This window comes from Pseudomonas fluorescens, from assembly GCF_902497625.1.
Classification (GTDB): Bacteria; Pseudomonadota; Gammaproteobacteria; order Pseudomonadales; family Pseudomonadaceae; genus Aquipseudomonas; species Aquipseudomonas fluorescens_BQ.
The window spans coordinates 15,560-38,570 of the sequence record NZ_CABVGX010000054.1 but is presented as its reverse complement, the minus strand read 5'-3'; the positions used below and the strand labels follow the sequence as shown (position 1 = coordinate 38,570).

Below are 23,011 nucleotides of genomic sequence, written 5' to 3'. Positions count from 1 at the left end.
GTATGGTGCAGCCAGGCCAGCCGTTGCTGGACGCCAACGGTCAACAGATCATGGACCCGGCCACCGGCCAGCCAATGCTCGCACCGTACCCGGCGGACAAGCGTCAACAATCGACCAAGAACTTCGAGCTCGACCGTTCCATCAGCCACACCAAACAGCAGCAGGGCCGTTTGAATCGCCTGTCGGTATCAGTAGTTGTGGACGATCAGATCAAGGTCAACGCGGCCAACGGCGAAACCAGCCGCGCGCCGTGGACCGCTGATGAACTGGCACGTTTCACCCGTCTGGTGCAGGACGCCGTTGGTTTCGACGCCAGCCGTGGTGACAGCGTCAGCGTGATCAACATGCCGTTCTCCGCCGAGCGCGGCGAAGTGATTGCCGACATCCCGTTCTATTCTCAGCCGTGGTTCTGGGACATCGTCAAGCAAGTGTTGGGTGTATTGTTCATTCTGGTGCTGGTGTTCGGTGTGCTGCGTCCGGTACTCAACAACATCACCGGTGGTGGCAAGGGCAAGCAGCTGGCGGGCATCGGCAGCGACGTCGAACTGGGTGGCATGGGCGGACTTGACGGCGAACTGGCCAACGACCGCGTCAGCCTCGGCGGCCCGCAGAGCATTCTGTTGCCGAGCCCGAGCGAAGGCTATGACGCGCAGTTGAATGCAATCAAGAGTCTGGTGGCAGAAGATCCGGGTCGTGTGGCCCAGGTCGTGAAAGAGTGGATTAACGCAGATGAGTGATAACCGAGTCGCTGCCGCCAAACTGACCAAAGTCGACAAAGCTGCGATCCTGCTGCTGTCGCTGGGTTCGACCGATGCTGCCCAAGTGCTGCGCCACATGGGGCCGAAAGAGGTCCAGCGTGTCGGCGTGGCCATGGCGCAGATGGGCAACGTGCACCGTGAGCAGGTCGAGCAAGTGATGAGTGAGTTCGTCGACATCGTCGGCGATCAAACCAGCCTTGGCGTCGGTTCTGACGACTACGTTCGTAAAATGCTTACGCAGGCACTGGGTGAAGACAAGGCCAATGGCCTGATCGACCGTATCCTGCTCGGCGGCAACACCAGCGGCCTCGACAGCCTGAAATGGATGGAACCGCGTGCCGTGGCGGACGTGATTCGTTTCGAACACCCGCAGATCCAGGCGATCGTGGTGGCCTATCTCGATCCGGATCAGGCCGGCGAAGTGCTGGGCAATTTCGACCACAAGGTGCGTCTGGACATCATCCTGCGCGTCTCGTCCTTGAACACCGTGCAGCCAGCGGCGCTCAAAGAGTTGAACCAGATTCTCGAGAAGCAGTTCTCCGGCAACTCGAACGCCTCCCGAACCACCCTGGGTGGCATCAAGCGTGCGGCCGATATCATGAACTTCCTCGACAGTTCGATCGAAGGTCAACTGATGGATTCGATTCGCGAGGTTGACGAAGACCTGTCCGGTCAGATCGAGGACCTCATGTTCGTGTTCAACAACCTCGCCGACGTCGACGACCGCGGCATTCAGGCGCTGTTGCGCGAAGTGTCCTCCGATGTGTTGGTACTGGCCCTCAAAGGCTCCGACGAAGGCGTCAAGGAAAAGATCTTCAAGAACATGTCCAAACGGGCGGCCGAACTGTTGCGCGACGACCTCGAGGCCAAAGGCCCGGTGCGCGTCAGCGACGTGGAAACCGCGCAGAAAGAAATCCTCACCATTGCTCGCCGTATGGCCGAAGCCGGAGAAATCGTTCTCGGCGGGAAGGGCGGCGAAGAGATGATTTAAGCCCACTATGTCGACCAAACACGATGAGTCCCAAACCGACCTGATCCGTGGCAAGGATGTCGGTGGTTTCGATATCTGGTCGCTGCCAAGCTTCGATCCGCATGTCCCCGAACCGGAGCCGCAACCGGAGCTCGAACCCGAACCGCCGGAGATGGAGGAAGTGCCGCTGGACGAAGTCCAGCCACTGACCCTCGAAGAACTCGAAAGCATTCGCCAGGAAGCCTACAACGAAGGCTTTGCTGTGGGCGAAAAAGAGGGTTTCCACAGCACCACGTTGAAGGTTCGTCAGGAAGCGGAGGCCGCTCTGGCGAGCAAGATCGCCGGCCTTGAGCAATTGATGGCGCATCTGTTCGAACCGATCGCCGAGCAGGACACGCTGATCGAGCGGTCGCTGGTGGACCTGGTGCAGCACATTACCAAACAGGTCATTCAGCGCGAACTGACCATCGACTCGACGCAGATCGAACACGTCATGCGTGACGCGCTCAAGCTGTTGCCATTGGGCGTGAACAACGTGCGACTGTTCATCAATCCACAGGATTTCGAACAGGTCAAAGCCTTGCGCGAGCGTCACGAAGAAACCTGGCGCATTGTCGAGGACGAATCGTTGCTGCCGGGCGGTTGCCGGGTTGAAACCGAGCACAGTCGCATCGACGCTACGGTTGAAACCCGTGTTGCCCGCGTCATGGACAAACTGTTCGATCAAATGCACGAACAGTCCCTGAACCCGTCTGCGCCGGACATAAGCCTGGAATTGCCGGTCGACGCGAAACCGGTCGTTGAGCCAGAAGTGAACGAATCCGATGCGCCTTGATCGCACCAGCTTTGCCAGGCGCCTGGGCACGTATGCCGAGGCCACTGAACTGGCCGGCGCGCCGATCCTCGAAGGTCGCCTGCTGCGCATGGTCGGCCTGACCCTCGAGGCCGAAGGCTTGCGGGCCGCCATGGGCAGCCGCTGCATGGTCATCAATGACGACAGTTATCACCCGGTTGAAGTTGAAGCCGAAGTCATGGGCTTTTCCGGCAGCAAAGTATTCCTGATGCCGGTCGGCAGTGTCGCCGGCATCGCCCCCGGTGCCCGTGTGGTACCGCTGGCGGATACCGGTCGTTTGCCGATGGGCATGAGCATGCTCGGCCGGGTGCTGGACGGCGCTGGCCGCGCGCTGGACGGCAAAGGCGGAATGAAAGCCGAAGACTGGGTGCCGATGGATGGCCCGACCATCAATCCTCTCAAGCGCCACCCGATCAGCGAACCACTGGATGTGGGCATCCGCTCGATCAACGGCCTGTTGACAGTCGGGCGTGGCCAGCGTCTCGGCCTGTTCGCCGGTACCGGCGTCGGCAAGAGCGTACTGTTGGGCATGATGACGCGCTTTACCGAAGCCGACATTATTGTCGTCGGCCTGATCGGCGAGCGCGGACGCGAAGTCAAGGAATTCATCGAGCACAGTCTCGGTGAAGAAGGCCTCAAGCGCGCTGTGGTTGTCGCTTCGCCAGCGGACGATGCGCCGTTGATGCGTTTGCGCGCTGCGATGTATTGCACACGCATCGCCGAGTATTTCCGCGACAAGGGCAAGAACGTGTTGTTGCTCATGGATTCGCTGACCCGCTTTGCCCAGGCGCAGCGGGAAATCGCCTTGGCGATCGGTGAACCGCCAGCAACCAAGGGTTATCCGCCATCGGTGTTCGCCAAATTGCCCAAACTGGTGGAGCGCGCCGGTAACGCTGAGAAGGGCGGTGGTTCGATCACGGCGTTTTATACCGTGTTGTCGGAAGGTGACGATCAGCAGGACCCGATCGCCGACTCGGCGCGAGGCGTGCTGGACGGGCACATCGTTTTATCCCGTCGCCTGGCCGAAGAAGGGCATTATCCGGCTATCGATATCGAAGCGTCGATCAGCCGGGTCATGCCGTCGGTGGTCACGCAGGAGCACATGAACCGTGCTCAGTATTTCAAGCAGTTGTGGTCGCGCTATCAGCAGAGCCGCGACCTCATCAGCGTCGGCGCGTACGTCGCGGGCGGTGATCGCGAGACTGATCTGGCGATTGCGCTGCACCCGCAGTTGGTCAAATACCTGCGACAGGGTTTGAACGACAGCATCAGTCTGGGCGAGAGCGAAGCCTACCTTGGGTCGATCTTCGCGCCCGCGGCAGGCGGTTAATCGATCATGGCGCAAAGTCGGGCAGGGCGCCTCGCCCCTGTGGTCGACATGGCCGAAAAGGCCGAGAAGACTGCTGTCCAGCGCCTGGGCCATTTTCAAGGGCAGGTGCGTCTGGCTGAAAGCAAGCTCGCTGACCTTGAAGCGTTTCGGCTCGATTATCAGGAACAGTGGATCGTGCGCGGCAGCAGCGGTGTTTCCGGGCAGTGGCTGTTGGGCTATCAGGGTTTTCTCGCGCAGTTGGGTATCGCCATCGATCAGCAGCGCCAGAGCCTGGCCTGGCACCAGAATAATCTGAACAAGGCGCGTGACACCTGGCAGCAGGCTTTCGCCCGGGTCGAAGGCTTGCGCAAGTTGGTCCAGCGGTACGCTGATGAGGCGCGGGCGCTGGAGGACAGACGTGAGCAGAAGCTGCTGGACGAGCTGGCGCAACGGTTGCCGCGCAAGGATGAATTTTGAATCAGCAAACCGCCAGCCTTGCCGCCATCCCCGTCAAATGCTAAACCTTGTACAAACCTATTCATTAATGACAAGGAAGCCGTTCAATGTCAGTCCATTCGCAAACATCCCAGGAAGGGAAAAAGCTGACGATATCGATCAAGGGACGATTCGATTTCGCCAAGCATCAGGAATTTCGTGAGTGTTACGAGCACTTGAAACCCAAGCCTGAATCCTTCGAAGTGAATCTGAAGGACGCCACTTATCTCGACAGTTCAGCCCTTGGCATGTTGTTGCTGCTGCGTGATCACGCTGGCGGCGAAAACGCTGACATCAGGCTGACTCACGCCAACGCCGATGTGCGCAAGATCCTCGCCATTTCCAATTTCGAACAGATCTTCGACGTAGCATGACAGCTCTGCAATCCCCGCTCGAATCGATGACGGTCCTCATCGCCGAAGACAGCGCGGCCGATCGCATGCTGCTATCGAGCATTGTCCGTCGACAGGGCCATGAAGTGCTGACTGCCGCCGACGGCGCCGAGGCGGTTGAAGTGTTTCGTCAGCAGCGCCCGCAGTTGGTTTTGATGGATGCCATGATGCCGGTGATGGACGGATTCGAAGCGGCACGGCAAATCAAGGCGCTGGCCGGGGAAACCCTGGTGCCGATCATATTCCTCACCTCGCTGAGCGAAAGCGAGGCGTTGGCACGTTGCCTCGAGGCGGGCGGCGACGATTTTCTGGCGAAACCCTACAATCAGGTGATACTCGCAGCGAAAATCAAGGCGATGGATCGCTTACGGCGCTTGCAGGCCACCGTGTTGCAACAGCGCGATCAGATCGCCCGGCATCACGACTACTTGCTCAACGAGCAGCGCGTGGCCAAAGCGGTTTTCGATAAAGTCGCCCATTCCGGTTGCCTCAGCGCCCCCAACATCCGCTATCTGCAATCGCCCTATGCGCTGTTCAATGGCGACTTGCTCCTGGCCGCTTTCACCCCGGCCGGGCACATGCATGTACTGCTTGGGGATTTCACCGGGCATGGTCTGCCCGCCGCAGTCGGCGCCATGCCCCTGGCGGAAGTGTTCTACGGCATGACGGCCAAGGGTTACGGACTGGCGGAAACGCTGCGCGAGATGAATGCCAAACTCAAACGTATCCTGCCGATCGATATGTTTTGCTGTGCGACGCTCCTGTGTCTGAATTTTCAGCGACGTTCGCTGGAAGTGTGGAACGGCGGCATGCCCGACGGTTATCTGCACACGATCGCCACAGGCGAGCGAACGCCACTGGTTTCGCGGCATTTGCCGCTCGGCGTGCTAAGCCCTGAAACCTTTGCCGATAGCACTGAAGTCTTCCCGATGGCTCTGGGGGACCGGGTATTCCTGCTGTCCGACGGCGTGATCGACACCTGCGACGCCAACGAGCAATTGTTTGGTGTGGAACGGTTGCAGCAAGTGTTTGCGGCAAATCTTCAGCCGGATCAACTGTTCGAAGACATTGAGCAGGCGTTGCGCGATTTCCGCGGGGTAGCTCGCGACGATGTGAGCATGGTCGAAGTCAGCCTGCTGGAAACTGCGCAGTCCAGCCCTGGGGCGCTGATCTATTCCGACAGTGGGCAGTCATCCCCGCTGGATTGGTCGGTGAGTTTCGAGTTTCGCGCGGCCACGCTCAAACGCTTCAATCCGTTGCCCTATCTGCTGCAATTGCTGTTGGAAGTGCATGGCCTGCGAGCGCAGAGCGGTGCACTGTACAGTGTGCTGGGCGAACTGTATTCCAACGCACTGGAGCATGGTGTGTTGGGTCTGGACTCCGGCCTCAAGCGCGATGCCACTGGTTTTGCCCTTTACTATCAACAGCGCAACGCACGCCTGCATGCGCTGCAGGACGGCTATGTGCGCGTGCACCTGGAGGTATCGCCCAAGGGGGATGGCGGCTGCCTGGCCATTCGCGTCGAAGACAGTGGTATGGGTTTTGACGTTGAGCGAGTACTGGCGCGCCCTGCCAATGATATCCGTCTGTCGGGAAGGGGCTTGGGTCTCGTCCGCCAACTCAGCCACGGCGCGAGCTGGTCCGACGATGGTCGAAGTGTCCGCGTGGAGTTTTTCTGGGAGGCTCAGGCATAATTCACGCATTCTTGATCAAGGAGTGAGCAAGTGGCTGACACACATCTGGATCGCGACGTGTTGAGCGCGTTGCAAGAGGTGATGGAGAGTGAGTATCCGATGCTGGTGGATACTTTCCTCGCCGATTCCGAAGAGCGCTTGAGCATCTTGCGCAAGTCTGACGACGCGCTGCAATTGATGAATGCAGCGCACAGTTTCAAAGGCAGTAGCAGCAATATGGGCGCCATTCGCCTGGCTCAACTGTGCAATGAACTCGAACAACGTGCCCGACACCGACCCATTGAAGGTTGCGAGACGTTGATCGTTGAAATCGACAAGGAGTTCGACTTTATCCGTCCTCTATATGAAGCGGAGCGCCTACGCTCCCAGGCCGAGCTGGCGACCGTCCGGCGTCCTTCCTGAAAGCTGGCTCAAACCTTGCAATAATCTTCGCACCTGTACCTTCGATCCCTGTGCAGCGGAGAGCGTTTCATGCCCGTCACTCAAAATATTCTGCTTCAGGCCGCCGCGCAGGCGAAAACCCAAGCGGCCTCCGCAAAGTCGTCGGTGCAGCCTGCCGAGCCCGGGGACAGGCTGTCCAGCTTCTCTCAGGTGTACGCAAAACAAGGGCAGAACAAGTCTCTTGCCGCAGCTGACGGGCCGGTGAAGTCCGCCCGCGACAAGACTTCCGAGGCGCCGATTCGCAAGGAGGTCGGCAACGACAAGTCCGCCGGCCCGGACACTCCCGTTGCCGATAGCGGCAAATCCTTGCCCGCCGAGAAACCGGCGCCGACCGACGACAAGACAGCGATCGCGGACGCAGCCGATGCGCCACCGACCGCCGACACTGCGCCGGTAGACCCTGCTCTCGATCCATCGTTGTCAACCGAGTTGACGACTCCGGCGCCCGCTGTGCCGGAGGCTGTCGTCGCAACGCCTGCTCAGCGCGACATCGATGCAGCTCTGGCGGCGGCTGCTGCGCTGACGCAGGCGTCTGCCGCTGCCACTGAAGGCGAATTCGATCCCGAGGCCGATCCGCTCGACGCATTGCCGGCTTTGCGCATGGCGATGGAGCAGGGCGGCCATATTTCCGCGACCAGCCAGGCCCAACCAAAGTCTGCCGCGATCTCCGCTCAGGCTCAGGCCGACGGTGAAACCACAGCGGCACAGAATTTTGCCGCAGGCATGGCGGGTATGCTTGATGCGCAGGCCGGCCTCGGTGAGAGCAGTGAGCGTGGCGAGAAAGCTTTCAGTGGCTTGATCGATGACGGCCTCAAAGACTTGAAATCGGCGACCAGTGATACGCGCGTCGACGACTTTGCCAACCGTCTGGCGTCGCTGACGCAAGCCGCAACGCCTAAATCCGCCAACGCCGTACCGGTCAATCAACCGATCACCATGAATCAAAGCGGCTGGACCGAAGAAGTGGTAAACCGCGTGATGTACCTGTCCAGCGTCAATCTAAAGGCGGCGGATATTCAGTTGCAGCCGGCTGAGCTGGGTCGTCTCGATATCCGGGTCAACATGGTCCCGGACCAGCAGACCCAAGTGACGTTCATGAGTGCTCATCCGAGTGTCCGTGAAGCGCTGGACAGCCAGATGCATCGCTTGCGTGACATGTTTGCGCAACAGGGCATGGGCCAGGTCGATGTCAACGTGTCAGACCAGTCGCGAGGTTCGCAGCAAGGTCAGGAGCACGCGCAGCACAGTCAATCGGGGCGGACCAGTACTAACGGCGGCCGCCTTGATTCGATGGATGACGAACCTTTGCCGACGGTTGCCGAGGTGGCGACTGCGACCTCCAGCGTGATCGGCTCCAGCGTCGTCGATTATTACGCCTGAGCCAAAGCACATCATCCTGTGGGAGCGAGCCTGCTCGCTTAAGCGGTTTTGCACTCAACATCTCTGATGACTGTAACGCTTCCTTCGCGAGCGGGCTCGCTCCCACATTTGGTTCAGGGTTGATCCCGCCAGTCTTCTCCCAGACACTTCTGGCATAACACTTGCTCCTGCCTTGCCGTGCACCTGTGAAAACCCGAATAGTGACGGATTATTGGCATGGCGAAGAGCGAAGCAGCAGCAGTAAAAGACCCCGCTACCAAAGGCAAACTCAAGCTGATCATTTTGATTGTGGTGGCCCTGCTGCTGGCGATCGGTTTGTCCGTGGGTGCGACGTGGTTCTTCATGCATGGCGCTCAGGCCAAGCCTGAAACCACCGCCGAAACCGCTCCGGTCGGTAAGCAGGCGGCGGTTTTCGAGGCCATGGCACCAGCCTTCGTGGCCAATTACAACCAGGGCGGTCGTCAGCGCTACATGCAGGTCAGCATCACCATGCAAGGGCGCAACCAGGCTGACCTTGATGCGCTGAAAGTGCACATGCCGGTTATCCGCAACAACCTCGTCATGCTGTTCTCCGGCCAGGACTTCGCCACACTCGCATCGCCGGTGGGTCAGGAAATGCTGCGCCAGAAAGCGACGGCCAGCGTGCAGGAAGTGGCGCAGAAAGAACTCGGCAAAGTGGCCATCGAACAGTTGCTTTTCACTAATTTCGTACTGCAGTAGGAACACGACATGGCCGTGCAGGACCTGCTGTCCCAGGATGAGATCGACGCGCTGTTGCACGGCGTCGACGATGGTCTGGTACAGACCGATACCGCTGCCGAACCGGGCAGTGTCAAAAGCTACGACCTGACCAGTCAGGATCGCATCGTCCGCGGACGCATGCCGACCCTGGAAATGATCAATGAACGTTTCGCCCGCTACACCCGCATCAGCATGTTCAACATGCTGCGTCGTTCGGCGGACGTCGCCGTCGGCGGTGTGCAGGTGATGAAGTTTGGCGAGTACGTGCACTCGCTGTACGTGCCGACCAGCCTCAACCTGGTCAAGATCAAGCCCTTGCGCGGCACCGCGCTGTTCATCCTTGACGCCAAACTGGTGTTCAAGCTGGTGGACAACTTTTTCGGTGGCGACGGTCGTCACGCCAAGATCGAAGGGCGGGAATTCACTCCGACCGAACTGCGTGTGGTGCGCATGGTGCTGGAGCAGGCTTTCGTCGATTTGAAGGAAGCCTGGCAGGCGATCATGGAAGTGAACTTCGAGTACATCAACTCGGAAGTGAACCCGGCCATGGCCAATATCGTCGGCCCGAGCGAAGCCATTGTAGTGTCGACCTTCCACATCGAACTTGATGGCGGTGGCGGCGACCTGCACGTGACCATGCCGTACTCGATGATCGAGCCGGTGCGCGAAATGCTCGACGCCGGCTTCCAGTCGGACCTCGACGACCAGGACGAGCGCTGGGTCAACGCGTTGCGTCAGGACGTGCTTGACGTTGATGTGCCAATCGGTGCCACGGTTGCCCGTCGCCAGTTGCGCCTGCGGGACATTCTGCACATGCAGCCGGGCGATATTATTCCGGTGGAAATGCCCGAAGAGATGATCATGCGCGCCAATGGCGTACCGGCCTTCAAGGTCAAGATGGGCTCGCACAAAGGCAACCTCGCGTTGCAAGTGATCGAGCCGATCGAGCGCCGCTGATCGGTGCTCCTCCCCCTATTTGCTAAATGACTGCTTCGATAGAACAGTTGCACGCCGAGGACAAATGATGGCTAACGACATGAACACCCAGGACGACCAGGCACTGGCCGATGAATGGGCTGCGGCTCTGGAAGAATCGGGTGACGGCGGGCAGGACGATATCGATGCCTTGTTGGCCGCTGACGCCGCGAGCTCGCCGTCCAATCGCCTTGCGATGGAAGAATTCGGCAGCGTGCCGAAGAACAATGACCCGGTGACCCTCGACGGTCCGAACCTGGATGTGATCCTTGATATCCCGGTGTCGATCTCCATGGAAGTGGGTAGCACCGATATCAACATCCGCAACCTGCTGCAGCTTAACCAGGGCTCGGTGATCGAACTTGATCGTCTGGCTGGCGAGCCGCTCGACGTGCTGGTCAACGGCACATTGATCGCCCACGGTGAAGTGGTCGTGGTCAACGAAAAGTTTGGCATTCGCCTGACCGACGTGATCAGCCCAAGCGAACGCATCAAGAAGCTGCGCTGAGTGAAAAGGCTTCTGGGTTGTGTGCTCGCTTTGGCGTTGCTGGTGCCCTTTAGCATTCTGGCGGCAGAGCCTGTGGCCACGGCGTCCGCCACGGCTGCGGCGGCGCCTGCGGTCGGCGGCGGAGTGGCAGGTCAACTGACACAGCTAGTGCTCGGCTTGCTGCTCGTGCTGGGGCTGATTTTCTTTCTCGCCTGGCTACTGCGCCGGGTTCAGCAGGCCGGGCCGGCAGGCAGGGGGCAAGTGATCGAACTGATCGGCTCCCGCGCACTTGGGCCGCGTGATCGTCTGGTGCTGGTGCAGGTCGGTAACGAGCAGATTCTGCTCGGTCTGAGTCCTGGGAGCATCACCGCATTACACGTGCTCAAAGAGCCGGTCGAAGTGCCGGACGGGACAGAAAAAGCCACCCCCGAGTTCGCCCGGCGCCTGATGGAGCTGATGGGCAAGGATCATAAGGATACGAAGTAATGGGTGCGCTCCGCATCGTCTTGACGCTGGCCCTGATGCTGGCCGCGCCGCTGGTTTACGCCGCCGATCCGCTGTCGATTCCGGCAATCACCCTGGGCACCAATGCCGAGGGCGCGCAGGAATACTCGGTCAGTCTGCAGATCCTGCTGATCATGACTGCGCTGAGTTTCATTCCAGCGTTCGTCATGCTGATGACCAGTTTCACACGGATCATCATTGTGTTCTCGATCCTGCGTCAGGCGTTGGGCCTGCAGCAGACGCCGTCGAACCAGATCCTCACCGGCATGGCGTTGTTCCTGACGTTGTTCATCATGGCGCCGGTATTCGACCGGGTGAACCAGGATGCCTTGCAGCCGTATCTGGCGGAAACACTCTCCGCCCAGGATGCCGTCGCCAAGGCGCAGGTGCCGATCAAGGACTTCATGCTCGCGCAAACCCGCAGCAGCGATCTCGAGTTGTTCATGCGCCTGTCCAAGCGCACCGACATCGCTACACCTGATCAGGCGCCTTTGACCATTCTGGTACCGGCGTTCGTCACCTCTGAATTGAAGACCGCGTTCCAGATCGGTTTCATGATCTTCATTCCGTTCCTGATCATCGACCTCGTGGTCGCCAGCGTGCTGATGGCCATGGGTATGATGATGCTTTCGCCGCTGATCATTTCCCTGCCGTTCAAAATCATGTTGTTTGTGCTGGTGGATGGCTGGGCGTTGATCATCGGCACCCTGGCGAGCAGCTTCGGAGGTGTTTCCCCATGACGCCGGAAGTTGCGGTCGACATCTTTCGAGAAGCGCTCTGGCTCACCACCGTGATGGTGGCGGTGCTGGTGATTCCGAGTTTGTTGGTGGGCTTGATGGTGGCAATGTTCCAGGCCGCCACCCAGATCAACGAACAGACGCTGAGCTTTCTTCCGCGTCTGCTGGTGATGCTGGTCACGCTGATCGTCGCCGGCCCCTGGCTGGTGCAGACCTTCATGGAATATATCCTGCAGCTGTATGGCAATATTCCGCGGGTCATCGGCTAGACCATGGAGTCGCTGCTACAGCTGACCGATACCCAGATCAGTACCTGGGTGGCGACGTTCATGCTGCCGCTATTTCGCATCGGTTCGTTGCTGATGGTCATGCCCATTTTTGGCACCACACTCGTGCCGACGCGCGTGCGCCTTTACTTTGCCCTGGCGATCACCGTGGTCATCGCCCCCGGACTGCCGCCGATGCCGCCCGTGAATGCGCTGGACCTGTCGGCATTGATGCTGATCGCCGAGCAGATCCTGATTGGCGCGGTACTGGGTTTTTCCTTGCAACTGTTCTTCCAGGCCTTTGTGGTGGCGGGGCAGGTTGTCGCAATCCAGATGGGCATGGGTTTCGCGTCAATGGTCGACCCTACGAACGGCGTGTCAGTGGCGGTGATCGGCCAGTTCTTCACCATGCTGGTGACCTTGCTGTTTCTGTCGATGAACGGCCATCTGGTGGTCTTTGAGGTGCTGACTGAAAGCTTCACCACGCTGCCGGTCGGCAGCGGTCTGATGGTCAATCATTTCTGGGAGCTGGCCGGCAAGCTAGGCTGGGTATTGGGTTCTGCGCTGGTCCTTGTGCTCCCAGCGATCACTGCGTTGCTGGTGGTCAACATTGCGTTTGGGATCATGACCCGCGCGGCGCCTCAGCTGAACATTTTTTCCATCGGGTTCCCGCTCACCCTGGTGCTCGGCTTGTTCATTGTCTGGGTCGGCCTGGCGGACATTCTCAATCAGTATCAACCGCTGGCCTCCGAGGCCTTGCAGTTTTTACGCGAACTGGCACAGGCGCGCTGAATCATGGCTGAGAGCGAAAGTGGCGCGGACAAAACAGAAGACCCCACCGAGAAGCGCAAGAAAGACTCGCGCGAAAAAGGCGAGATTGCCCGCTCCAAAGAGCTCAATACCCTGGCGATCATGCTGGCCGGCTCTGCTGCGCTGCTCATCTTCGGTGGGGCGCTGGCGCAGGAAATGATGGAGATGATGCGGGAGAATTTTACGCTGTCGCGAGAAGTCATCCTCGATCAGCGCTCCATGGCCACCTACCTGATGAGCTCCGGTTTGATGGCCTTGCTGGCTATTCAGCCGATCATGATCACTCTGGTGCTGGCTGCGATCATCGGCCCGATCTCCCTCGGCGGCTGGCTGTTCGCGGCCGGGTCACTGGCACCGAAGTTCAGCCGCATGAATCCAGCGGCAGGCCTCAAGCGTATGTTTTCCTTCAAGGCAGTGGCTGAACTGCTGAAGGCGCTCGCCAAATTCGTCATCACCCTGGCCGTCGCCATCATGGTGTTGTCGGCAGACATCGACGACCTGATGCGCATCGCCCATGAGCCGCTGGACATGGCGATCATTCACAGTTTGCAAGTGGTGGGCTGGAGTACGCTGTGGATGTCGTGCGGGTTGATTGTCATTGCTGCGGTGGACGTGCCGGTGCAGCTATGGGAAAGCCACAAGAAACTGCTGATGACCAAGCAGGAGGTGCGCGACGAGCACAAGGATCAGGAGGGCAAGCCGGAGGTCAAGCAGCGCATTCGTCAGTTGCAGCGTGAAGTCTCTCAACGGCGGATGATGGCGGCGGTTCCCGAGGCGGATGTGATCATCACCAACCCGACGCATTACGCCGTGGCGCTCAAGTACGATCCGGACAAGAGCGGCGCGCCGATGCTGGTTGCCAAGGGCAGTGACTTCCTCGCACTGAAAATCCGCGAAATCGCAGTGGCCAACAACGTACTTCTGCTGGAGTCTCCGGCGCTCGCGCGGTCCATCTATTACTCCACCGAGCTTGATCAGGAAATTCCGGGCGGGCTGTATCTGGCGGTAGCTCAGGTACTGGCCTACGTCTACCAGATTCGCCAGCACCGTGCAGGTAAGGGCAAGCGCCCGGATCCGCTGAAGGATGACTTGCCGATCCCGCCGGATCTACGGCGCGATTCCTGAGTTCCGTCTGTAGCAGCTGCCGAGCCCGCGAGGCTGCGTTCGAGGACGCAGTCCTCGCCGGCCATTAGCACCGGATTAATGTGCCGACGCAGCCTCGCAGGCTCGACAGCTGCTACTCCTGATTGCGCCCCAATCGGCATTTAAACCCTCTATTCCCTGCCTCTGCAAAAGTTGGAAGGCTTCTTGCAGTAGCGATCTTGCGCCTGCTTCGGGCGTCAAAAGTTTGCTTTAAAGGAACGGGGAAAACCGGTGGATCGCTCTCAGTTATTCAACACTGCTCGCACGAACGTTGCCGACTTGAGTCGAGGCAATCTGGGTGTGCCGTTGTTGCTGCTGGTCATGCTGGCAATGATGATGCTGCCCATCCCGCCGTTCCTGCTGGACGTGTTTTTCACGTTCAACATTGCTTTGTCGATCGTTGTTCTGCTGGTCTGCGTCTACGCCTTGCGGCCGCTGGATTTTGCGGTGTTCCCGACCATCCTGCTGGTCGCCACGTTGTTGCGGCTGGCATTGAACGTCGCCTCGACGCGCGTGGTCATGCTCCATGGCCAGGACGGGCATGCGTCTGCCGGCAAGGTGATTCAGGCATTCGGTGAAGTGGTCATCGGCGGTAACTACGTGGTCGGTATCGTGGTCTTCGCGATTTTGATGATCATCAACTTCGTCGTTGTGACCAAAGGTGCCGGTCGGATTTCCGAGGTGAGCGCGCGCTTCACCCTCGATGCAATGCCCGGCAAACAAATGGCGATCGACGCCGATCTTAACGCTGGCCTGATCGATCAGAACCAGGCAAAACTGCGTCGCACGGAAGTTGCGCAGGAAGCCGAGTTCTACGGGTCCATGGACGGTGCCAGCAAATTCGTCCGCGGTGATGCCATCGCCGGCCTGCTGATTCTGTTCATCAACCTGATTGGCGGCATGGCTGTCGGTATCTTCCAGCACGGCATGACGTTCGGCGACGCCGGCAAGGTGTACGCGTTGCTGACCATCGGTGACGGTTTGGTGGCGCAATTGCCATCACTGCTGTTGTCCACCGCCGCCGCCATCATGGTGACCCGCGCGTCCGGTTCGGAAGACATGGGCAAGCAGATCAATCGTCAGATGTTCTCCTCGCCTAAAGCGCTGGCCGTGGCAGCAGCCATCATGGCGGTGATGGGTATCGTACCCGGCATGCCGCACTTTTCCTTCCTGAGCATGGCGGCTGTCGCAGCGGGCGGCGCGTACCTGTTCTGGAAAAAGCAGAACGTGGTCAAGGTGCAGGCGCTGCAAGAGGTCAAGCGTCAGCAGGAACTGCTGCCTTCTCCGGCCCGTGCGCAGGAAACCAAGGAGCTCGGCTGGGACGACGTGACGCCGATCGACATGATCGGTCTGGAAGTGGGCTATCGCCTGATTCCACTGGTTGACCGCAATCAGGGTGGGCAGTTGCTGGCGCGGATCAAGGGCGTGCGCAAGAAGCTGTCCCAAGACCTCGGATTCTTGATGCCGACCGTGCACATCCGCGACAACCTCGACCTGGCACCGAGTGCATACCGTCTGACGTTGATGGGCGTGATTCTCGCCGAAGCAGAGATTTACCCGGATCGTGAACTGGCGATCAACCCCGGTCAGGTCTACGGCTCGCTCAACGGCATCACCGCCAAAGATCCGGCTTTTGGTCTGGAAGCGGTCTGGATCGAAATCAGCCAGCGCGCGCAGGCGCAATCGCTTGGCTACACGGTGGTCGATGCCAGTACTGTAGTAGCAACTCACTTGAACCAGATTTTGTACAAGCATTCCAGTGAACTGATCGGCCACGAAGAAGTGCAGCAGCTAATGCAATTGCTGGGCAAAAGCTCGCCTAAACTGGCTGAAGAGCTGGTGCCTGGCGTGGTGTCTTTGTCGCAGTTGCTCAAAGTCCTGCAGGCACTGCTGGCTGAGCAGGTGCCTGTGCGTGATATCCGCAGCATCGCCGAAGCCATCGCTAACAATGCTGCCAAGAGTCAAGATACTGCCGCGCTGGTGGCGGCCGTGCGGGTCGGCGTATCCCGTGCAATCGTCCAAAGCATTGTAGGTACTGAGTCCGAGCTGCCAGTTATCACGCTCGAGCCAAGGTTGGAACAGATATTGCTCAATAGTCTTCAGAAGGCGGGACAAGGCTCGGAAGAGGGCGTTCTGCTGGAGCCAAGCATGGCTGAGAAGCTGCAGCGTTCGTTGATCGAAGCGGCGCAGCGTCAGGAAATGCAAGGTCAACCGGTGATTCTGCTGGTAGCCGGTCCGGTTCGCGCCATGTTGTCGCGATTTGGCCGACTGGCAGTCCCGGGTTTGCACGTGTTGGCTTATCAGGAAATTCCTGACAACAAGCAAGTGACCATCGTTGCGACAGTAGGGCCCAACGGCTGAGGGTAGTGGTTTATGCAAGTAAAGCGTTTTTTCGCCGCCGATATGCGTCAGGCCATGAAACTGGTTCGTGATGAGCTGGGCGCTGATGCGGCCATTATTGGCAACCGCCGGATTGCCGGTGGTGTCGAGCTGACGGCCGCCCTCGATTACACCCTGTCGGCGCTGGCACCGCGTGTTCCGAATATGGAACTCGAGGACGAGCTGCGCAAGACCCAGTCGCGGATCGTCACCGCCCAGGCCGAATTGAGCCTGCGAGGCGAAGGCGAGAGCGACAAGACTTCCAATCGCCAATTGTTTGCCGGCCTGCCGTTGACGGCCGCCGAGCCACTGGTCGAGCCGACCCTGGCCGAGCCGCGTCGCCCTGCGCCGACCCCTGCCGCCGCGACCGGCGTTGATCCACGGGCATTCGAATCGATGCGTTTCGAGCTCAACAGTCTGCGGGAGCTGATGGAAGTACAACTCGGTTCTCTGGCCTGGAATCAGCTGCAGGGCAGTCGTCCGGCCCAGGCCAATCTGTGGCGTCGTTTGCAACGCATCGGTCTGTCCGGCCCTTTGTCGCGCGACCTGCTCGAACTTATCAGCGGAATTGAAGAGCCCCGTCAGGCCTGGCGTATGCTCCTGGCGCACCTGGCGCGAATGATTGCCACCCCGGACGTCGAGCCGCTGGAAGAGGGCGGTGTGATTGCCATGGTCGGCCCTGCCGGCATGGGCAAGACCACCACGCTGGCCAAGCTTGCGGCCCGTTACGTGCTTAAGTACGGCGCGCAGAGCATCGCGCTGGTGAGCATGGACAGCTATCGCATTGGTGCCCAGGAACAATTGAAGACACTGGGGCGGATTCTCAATGTCTCGGTCACCCACGTTGACCCGGGCCAGTCGCTGGTGCAGGCGCTGGAGCCGCTGCTGCGCAAACGCGTGGTGCTGATCGACACCGCCGGCCTGCAAGCGAGCGATCCGGCACTGCGTATGCAACTCGAAAGCCTGGCCGGTCGTGGCATCAAATCAAAAAATTATCTGGTTCTGGCAACCACCAGCCAGAAACAGGTTCTAACCGCCGCCTATCACAGTTACAAGCGGTGCGGCCTCTCTGGCTGCATTCTGACTAAACTGGATGAGACGGCGAGCCTTGGCGAGGTGTTAAGCCTGGCGATCAGTCATGAATTGCCGGTGGCTTATCTGACCGACGGACCGCGGATTCCGGATGATTTGCATCTGCCGCGCCGTCATCAACTGGTCAGTCGTGCCGTCAGTGTGCAAATGCAGGAAGAACCCAGCGAAGAAGCCATGGCTGACATGTTCGCTGACCTCTACCACAGTCCGACCAAGCGGGTAGGCTGAGGTGATAATGAACAGTTTTTGTACCTACATCGATGGTCTGCCATGCATTGTTCCGTTGGTGAACGCGCAGCCAGTAATGTGGCCTCCGTCTATGCAAGACAAGGTAATGAAATAACATGGGCAGCATGCATCCCGTACAGGTGATCGCGGTGACCGGCGGCAAAGGTGGCGTCGGCAAGACTAACGTGTCAGTGAACTTGTCCCTGGCTCTAGCTGAGCTCGGCCGGCGCGTCATGCTGCTGGACGCCGATCTGGGGCTGGCGAACGTTGACGTTCTGTTGGGACTGACACCCAAACGTACTCTGGCCGACGTGATCGAAGGCCGCTGTGAACTGCGCGACGTGCTGTTGCAGGGGCCCGGCGGAATTCGCATCGTTCCGGCCGCGTCCGGCACCCAGAGCATGGTTCATCTGAGCCCGGCCCAACATGCCGGCCTGATCCAGGCATTCAGCGATATCGGCGACAATCTCGACGTGCTGGTCATCGACACCGCTGCGGGTATCGGTGACTCGGTAGTCAGTTTCGTTCGCGCCGCGCAAGAAGTGTTGCTGGTGGTGTGCGATGAGCCGACCTCGATCACGGACGCCTACGCGCTGATCAAGCTGCTTAATCGCGATTACGGCATGAACCGCTTCCGCGTCCTGGCCAACATGGCCCAGAGCCCGCAGGAAGGGCGCAATCTGTTCGCCAAGCTGACCAAGGTCACAGACCGCTTTCTCGACGTCGCTTTGCAGTACGTCGGTGCGGTGCCGTATGACGAAAGCGTGCGCAAGGCGGTGCAAAAACAGCGCGCCGTTTACGAAGCGTTCCCGCGCTCCAAATGCTCGCTGGCCTTCAAGGCGATCGCACAAAAGGTCGATACCTGGCCGTTGCCCGCCAACCCGCGCGGGCATCTGGAATTTTTCGTCGAGCGCCTCGTGCAACAGACCGCAGGACCCGTGCTATGACAGCTACCGGTTACAACCTTTACAAGAAGTCGGCACGTGATGCGCAATACGAATTGATCGAGCGTTACGCGCCACTGGTCAAGCGCATTGCCTATCACTTGCTGGCGCGTCTGCCGGCCAGCGTCCAGGTTGAAGACTTGATTCAGGCCGGGATGATCGGCCTGCTCGAAGTGTCGACCAAATACGACGCCAGCAAAGGCGCTAGTTTCGAAACGTACGCGGGCATTCGAATCCGCGGCGCGATGCTCGATGAAGTGCGCAAGGGCGATTGGGCACCTCGCTCGGTCCACCGCAATACGCGCATGGTCAGCGACGCAATACGCTCGATTGAAGCTAAAACCGGTCGTGACGCTAAAGATCATGAAGTTGCGGCCGAACTCCAATTGAGTCTCGACGATTACTACGGGATTTTGAACGATACCCTGGGTAGCCGTTTATTCAGTTTCGACGACCTGTTGCAGGACGGCGAACACGAAGGGCTGCACGAGGACGGCGCGAGTGCACACATGGAGCCGTCACGCGATCTGGAAGATGAACGCTTCCAGGCGGCGCTGGCGGACGCTATTGCCAACCTGCCGGAGCGTGAGCGGCTGGTATTGGCGTTGTACTACGACGAAGAGCTGAATCTCAAGGAAATCGGCGAGGTCCTGGGGGTCAGCGAATCCCGGGTCAGCCAGTTACACAGCCAGTGCGCGGCCCGTTTGCGGGGGCGTTTGGGGGAGTGGCGAGCGCGCTGAAGGCAGTGTGGGGACACTGCGAACGTGGCTGGTGTGGTGTTGAACCGCGCCGGTCGCGATCTGTTGTGCTCCAGACAGTCATCGAGTGTTAGCCGGATTGATTGAAGTGGCGCGCCCAGGTGCTGGACGCGTTTAAGACTGCTTGGAGGTCGAATTGGACAAGAACATGAAAATCCTCATCGTTGATGACTTCTCAACGATGCGGCGGATCATAAAAAACCTGTTGCGTGACCTTGGGTTCACCAACACGGTCGAGGCTGATGATGGCACCACTGCCATTCCGGTTCTCAACAGTGGCAGCATCGACTTTCTGGTGACGGACTGGAACATGCCCGGCATGACCGGCATCGACCTGCTGCGCCACGTGCGCGCCGATGAAAAGCTCAAGCACCTGCCGGTGCTGATGGTGACCGCTGAAGCCAAGCGCGAGCAGATCATCGAAGCGGCCCAGGCCGGTGTAAACGGCTATGTGGTCAAGCCCTTCACGGCCCAGGCGTTGAAAGACAAGATCGAGAAGATTTTCGAACGCATTGGCTGAGTAACGGCGCCACGGGGGAGCTATGGACAACAACGAATCTTCACAGGGCGATTTTGAATCGACCCTGAAAAAACACGCGGTCGAGCTGGTCGAAAGCCTTGAAAAAGGCAGGTTCGGCGACGCGGTGCAACTGATCCATGAGCTCAACCAGACCCGTGACCGCGGCCTGTACCAGGAAGTGGGCAAACTCACACGCGAGCTGCACAGCGCGATCGTCAATTTCCAGATTGACCCGCACATGCCGCAAGCCGAGGAAGTGTCCCAGATAACCGACGCCACCGAGCGTCTGGGGTATGTGGTCAAGCTGACCGAGGCCGCCGCCAACCGCACCATGGATCTGGTTGAAAACGCCACGCCACTGGTAAACGGCCTGAGCGAAGAAGCGCAGGCGTTGAGCACGGATTGGGGGCGGTTCATGCGTCGCGAAGTCGGCGCTGAAGAGTTCCGTGAGCTGGCCCGGCGAGTCGACGGTTTCCTGACACGCAGCAGCGCCGACAATCGCGTGGTGTTGAGCAACCTCAACGACATTCTGCTTGCTCAGGATTATCAGGACCTTACCGGCCAGGTGATCAAACGGGTGACCCAGTTGGTCACCGAAGTTGAAAGCAATCTGCTCAAACTCGTGCTCATGGCCAGCCAGGTGGACCGCTTCGCGGGCATCGAACATGACCGTGATGCGATGCTTAAAGAAAAAGATCCGCAAAAACATCTCTCTCAGGGTGAAGGTCCGCAGATTCATGCCGATAAAAGAGAAGACGTTGTGTCCGGTCAGGACGATGTGGACGATTTGCTATCCAGCCTGGGATTTTAGAATTTTAGGTTTTTTAGGTTTTTAGACCTGTAGGAGCACCCCCTTAATGAGCTTCGGCGCCGATGAAGAGATCCTTCAGGATTTCCTGGTTGAGGCCGGCGAGATTCTAGAGCAGCTGTCCGAACAGCTGGTCGAGCTGGAAAGCCGACCGGATGATGCGGATCTGCTCAATGCAATTTTTCGCGGTTTTCACACTGTAAAAGGAGGCGCCGGCTTCCTCCAGCTCAATGAGTTGGTGGAGTGCTGTCACATCGCCGAGAACGTCTTCGACATCCTGCGCAAGGGTGAGCGTCGCGTCGACTCGGAGCTGATGGACGTGGTTCTCGAAGCACTGGACGCAGTAAACGCGATGTTTACCGAAGTCCGCGAACGCAGCCCGGTCACGGCTGCGACCCCTGAATTGCTGGCGGCGCTGGCACGTCTGGCCGAACCGCAGAGCGCCGATGAAGTGGCTCCTGCTGCTGAGGTGGCTGCAGAACCGGTCGCCGAAAGCGATTCGGGCGACATTACCGATAACGAATTCGAACAACTGCTGGACTCACTGAATGCCGTCAAGGCCCAGGCCGAGGCGCCCGCAGTTGCTCCTGCTCCTGCTCCTAGCGGTAGCGCGGCGAGTGACGAAATCACCGACGACGAATTTGAATCGTTGCTGGATCAGTTGCATGGCAAAGGTCAGTTCGCCATCGATGCGGTCACTGCGCCTGCCGCACCCGCTGCACCGGCCGCGCCAAAAGCCGCGGGCGACAGTTCCGACATTACCGACGACGAATTCGAAGCACTGCTCGACCAGTTGCACGGCAAGGGCAATTTCGCCGTTGACGCGCTGGAATCGGCGATTGCCTCGGTACCGATCCCGGCTGCTCCCAAGGCGGCAGCGGCGGGCGGAGATCTGATCTCCGATCACGAGTTCGAATCGCTGCTGGACGAACTGCACGGTAAAGGCAAGTTCACCGAAGTCGGCACCGGATCGGCAGCTTCCACAGTAGCCGCGCCTGTCGCCAAAGCCGCGGCGCCTGTCGCCAAGGCGCCCGCGGCGAAAGCTGAAGCACCGAAGGCTGCTGCTCCAGCGCCGGCCCGTGCTCCGGCCGCGCCAACACCGGACAAGCCGCCGAGTGAAGCGGAAACCACGGTACGGGTCGACACTGCACGCCTCGACGAAATCATGAACATGGTTGGCGAACTGGTGCTGGTGCGTAATCGCCTGGTTCGTCTGGGTGCCAACAGCGCCGACGAGGCCATGTCCAAGGCGGTGTCGAACCTCGACGTGGTCACCGCTGATTTGCAAACCGCGGTCATGAAGACGCGGATGCAACCGATCAAGAAAGTCTTCGGGCGCTTCCCGCGTCTGGTTCGCGACCTGGCACGCCAGCTCAAGAAAGAGATCAACCTGGAGTTGGTCGGCGAAGAGACCGACCTCGACAAGAATCTCGTCGAGGCCCTGGCCGATCCGCTGGTTCACTTGGTGCGCAACTCGGTCGACCACGGTATTGAAGAGCCGGCCGAACGCGAGGCGATGGGCAAGCCCCGTAGCGGCAAGGTGATCCTCTCCGCTGAACAGGAAGGCGACCATATTTTGCTGTCCATCTCCGATGACGGCAAAGGCATGGACGCTGATGTCCTGCGCGGCATTGCCGTGAAGAAAGGCCTGATGGACAAGGACGCGGCAGACCGTCTAAGCGAGTCGGACTGCTTCAACCTGATCTTCGCGCCGGGCTTCTCGACCAAGACTGAAATCTCCGACGTGTCCGGTCGTGGCGTGGGCATGGACGTGGTGAAAACCAAGATCGCCCAGCTCAACGGCACCATCAATATCTACTCGACCAAGGGCAAGGGCTCGAAGATCGTCATCAAGGTCCCGCTGACCCTGGCGATCATGCCGACGCTGATGGTCATGCTGGGCAATCAGGCGTTCGCGTTCCCGCTGGTCAACGTCAACGAAATCTTCCACCTCGATCTGTCGCGCACCAACGTGGTCGACGGTCAGGAAGTGGTGATCGTGCGCGACAAGGCGCTGCCGCTGTTTTACCTCAAGCGCTGGCTGGTCAGCTCCGCGGCTCACGAAGAACAGCGCGAAGGCCATGTGGTGATCCTCTCGGTGGGCACCCAGCGGATCGGCTTTGTCGTCGATCAATTGGTGGGCCAGGAAGAAGTGGTCATCAAGCCATTGGGCAAAATGCTCCAGGGAACCCCGGGCATGTCCGGCGCCACCATCACCGGTGACGGCCGCATTGCGCTGATTCTCGATGTGCCGAGCATGCTCAAGCGTTACGCCGCACGGCGTATTTGATTCTGGGGGCGCGGGGCGATCAGCCTCGCCCCGCCTA

At 59.5% G+C, this 23,011-nt stretch carries 24 protein-coding genes; all 24 read left to right on the top strand.

Features of this window, described 5'->3' with window-relative positions; all coding sequences use genetic code 11:
• On the top strand, positions 1–737 hold a 737-nt coding region (locus F8N12_RS24165), incomplete at its 5' end, for a flagellar M-ring protein FliF C-terminal domain-containing protein (protein ID WP_318189662.1).
• Positions 730–1,749, top strand: coding sequence for a flagellar motor switch protein FliG (gene fliG, locus F8N12_RS24160; protein ID WP_150582620.1), 1,020 nt, complete (start codon positions 730–732; stop codon positions 1,747–1,749). The genes F8N12_RS24165 and fliG, both read left to right, overlap by 8 nt.
• Before the next feature lie 7 nt (positions 1,750–1,756).
• The gene (gene fliH, locus F8N12_RS24155; RefSeq protein WP_150582619.1) at positions 1,757–2,563 is read left to right on the top strand and encodes a flagellar assembly protein FliH; all 807 of its coding nucleotides are present in this window, start codon (positions 1,757–1,759) and stop codon (positions 2,561–2,563) included.
• Positions 2,553–3,911, top strand: a complete 1,359-nt coding sequence (fliI, locus tag F8N12_RS24150) for a flagellar protein export ATPase FliI (RefSeq protein WP_150582618.1) — start codon at positions 2,553–2,555, stop codon at positions 3,909–3,911. Before fliH ends, fliI begins: the two co-directional genes overlap by 11 nt.
• A gap of 6 nt (positions 3,912–3,917) precedes the next feature.
• Positions 3,918–4,367, top strand: a complete 450-nt coding sequence (fliJ, locus tag F8N12_RS24145) for a flagellar export protein FliJ (RefSeq protein WP_150582617.1) — start codon at positions 3,918–3,920, stop codon at positions 4,365–4,367.
• Between the two features lie 86 nt (positions 4,368–4,453).
• Positions 4,454–4,759, top strand: a complete 306-nt coding sequence (locus tag F8N12_RS24140; protein WP_150582616.1) for an STAS domain-containing protein — start codon at positions 4,454–4,456, stop codon at positions 4,757–4,759.
• Entirely contained in the window at positions 4,756–6,471 is a 1,716-nt protein-coding gene (locus tag F8N12_RS24135; RefSeq protein ID WP_150582615.1) for a fused response regulator/phosphatase, read from the top strand. The genes F8N12_RS24140 and F8N12_RS24135 overlap by 4 nt, the downstream gene beginning before the upstream one ends.
• Before the next feature lie 30 nt (positions 6,472–6,501).
• Positions 6,502–6,873 carry an Hpt domain-containing protein gene (locus tag F8N12_RS24130; protein ID WP_150582614.1) on the top strand — a complete coding sequence of 124 codons (372 nt, stop codon included), beginning with the start codon at positions 6,502–6,504 and terminating at the stop codon, positions 6,871–6,873.
• A gap of 69 nt (positions 6,874–6,942) precedes the next feature.
• Positions 6,943–8,292 (top strand): flagellar hook-length control protein FliK, encoded by a 1,350-nt coding sequence (locus F8N12_RS24125; protein WP_150582613.1) that lies wholly within the window; start codon positions 6,943–6,945, stop codon positions 8,290–8,292.
• 216 nt (positions 8,293–8,508) lie between these two features.
• The gene (gene fliL, locus F8N12_RS24120; RefSeq protein WP_150582612.1) at positions 8,509–9,012 is read left to right on the top strand and encodes a flagellar basal body-associated protein FliL; all 504 of its coding nucleotides are present in this window, start codon (positions 8,509–8,511) and stop codon (positions 9,010–9,012) included.
• Positions 9,013–9,021: 9 nt separating this feature from the next.
• Positions 9,022–9,990 carry a flagellar motor switch protein FliM gene (gene fliM / locus F8N12_RS24115; RefSeq protein ID WP_008024584.1) on the top strand — a complete coding sequence of 323 codons (969 nt, stop codon included), beginning with the start codon at positions 9,022–9,024 and terminating at the stop codon, positions 9,988–9,990.
• Between the two features lie 67 nt (positions 9,991–10,057).
• Positions 10,058–10,516, top strand: coding sequence for a flagellar motor switch protein FliN (gene fliN / locus F8N12_RS24110; RefSeq protein ID WP_150582611.1), 459 nt, complete (start codon positions 10,058–10,060; stop codon positions 10,514–10,516).
• The gene (fliO, locus tag F8N12_RS24105; RefSeq protein ID WP_150582610.1) at positions 10,517–10,981 is read left to right on the top strand and encodes a flagellar biosynthetic protein FliO; all 465 of its coding nucleotides are present in this window, start codon (positions 10,517–10,519) and stop codon (positions 10,979–10,981) included.
• Positions 10,981–11,739 carry a flagellar type III secretion system pore protein FliP gene (gene fliP / locus F8N12_RS24100; protein WP_150582609.1) on the top strand — a complete coding sequence of 253 codons (759 nt, stop codon included), beginning with the start codon at positions 10,981–10,983 and terminating at the stop codon, positions 11,737–11,739. Before fliO ends, fliP begins: the two co-directional genes overlap by 1 nt.
• Positions 11,736–12,005 carry a flagellar biosynthesis protein FliQ gene (gene fliQ, locus F8N12_RS24095; RefSeq protein WP_150582608.1) on the top strand — a complete coding sequence of 90 codons (270 nt, stop codon included), beginning with the start codon at positions 11,736–11,738 and terminating at the stop codon, positions 12,003–12,005. Before fliP ends, fliQ begins: the two co-directional genes overlap by 4 nt.
• Before the next feature lie 3 nt (positions 12,006–12,008).
• Positions 12,009–12,794 (top strand): flagellar biosynthetic protein FliR, encoded by a 786-nt coding sequence (fliR, locus tag F8N12_RS24090; protein ID WP_150582607.1) that lies wholly within the window; start codon positions 12,009–12,011, stop codon positions 12,792–12,794.
• A gap of 3 nt (positions 12,795–12,797) precedes the next feature.
• A complete protein-coding gene (gene flhB / locus F8N12_RS24085) occupies positions 12,798–13,937 on the top strand; it encodes a flagellar biosynthesis protein FlhB (RefSeq protein WP_150582606.1) in 1,140 nt (379 codons plus the stop codon).
• A 249-nt stretch (positions 13,938–14,186) separates the two neighbouring features.
• Positions 14,187–16,316, top strand: a complete 2,130-nt coding sequence (flhA, locus tag F8N12_RS24080; RefSeq protein WP_150582605.1) for a flagellar biosynthesis protein FlhA — start codon at positions 14,187–14,189, stop codon at positions 16,314–16,316.
• Between the two features lie 12 nt (positions 16,317–16,328).
• Positions 16,329–17,654: a flagellar biosynthesis protein FlhF gene (gene flhF / locus F8N12_RS24075; protein WP_150582604.1), complete on the top strand. Its 1,326-nt coding sequence runs from the start codon at positions 16,329–16,331 to the stop codon at positions 17,652–17,654.
• Between the two features lie 116 nt (positions 17,655–17,770).
• Entirely contained in the window at positions 17,771–18,601 is an 831-nt protein-coding gene (fleN, locus tag F8N12_RS24070; protein ID WP_008001746.1) for a flagellar synthesis regulator FleN, read from the top strand.
• Positions 18,598–19,338 carry an RNA polymerase sigma factor FliA gene (gene fliA, locus F8N12_RS24065; protein ID WP_150582603.1) on the top strand — a complete coding sequence of 247 codons (741 nt, stop codon included), beginning with the start codon at positions 18,598–18,600 and terminating at the stop codon, positions 19,336–19,338. Before fleN ends, fliA begins: the two co-directional genes overlap by 4 nt.
• Before the next feature lie 166 nt (positions 19,339–19,504).
• Positions 19,505–19,876, top strand: coding sequence for a chemotaxis response regulator CheY (locus F8N12_RS24060; RefSeq protein WP_024012118.1), 372 nt, complete (start codon positions 19,505–19,507; stop codon positions 19,874–19,876).
• A 22-nt stretch (positions 19,877–19,898) separates the two neighbouring features.
• The gene (locus tag F8N12_RS24055) at positions 19,899–20,687 is read left to right on the top strand and encodes a protein phosphatase CheZ (RefSeq protein ID WP_150582602.1); all 789 of its coding nucleotides are present in this window, start codon (positions 19,899–19,901) and stop codon (positions 20,685–20,687) included.
• Between the two features lie 46 nt (positions 20,688–20,733).
• Entirely contained in the window at positions 20,734–22,974 is a 2,241-nt protein-coding gene (locus F8N12_RS24050; protein ID WP_150582601.1) for a chemotaxis protein CheA, read from the top strand.
• The last annotated feature ends 37 nt before the right edge of the window (positions 22,975–23,011 follow it).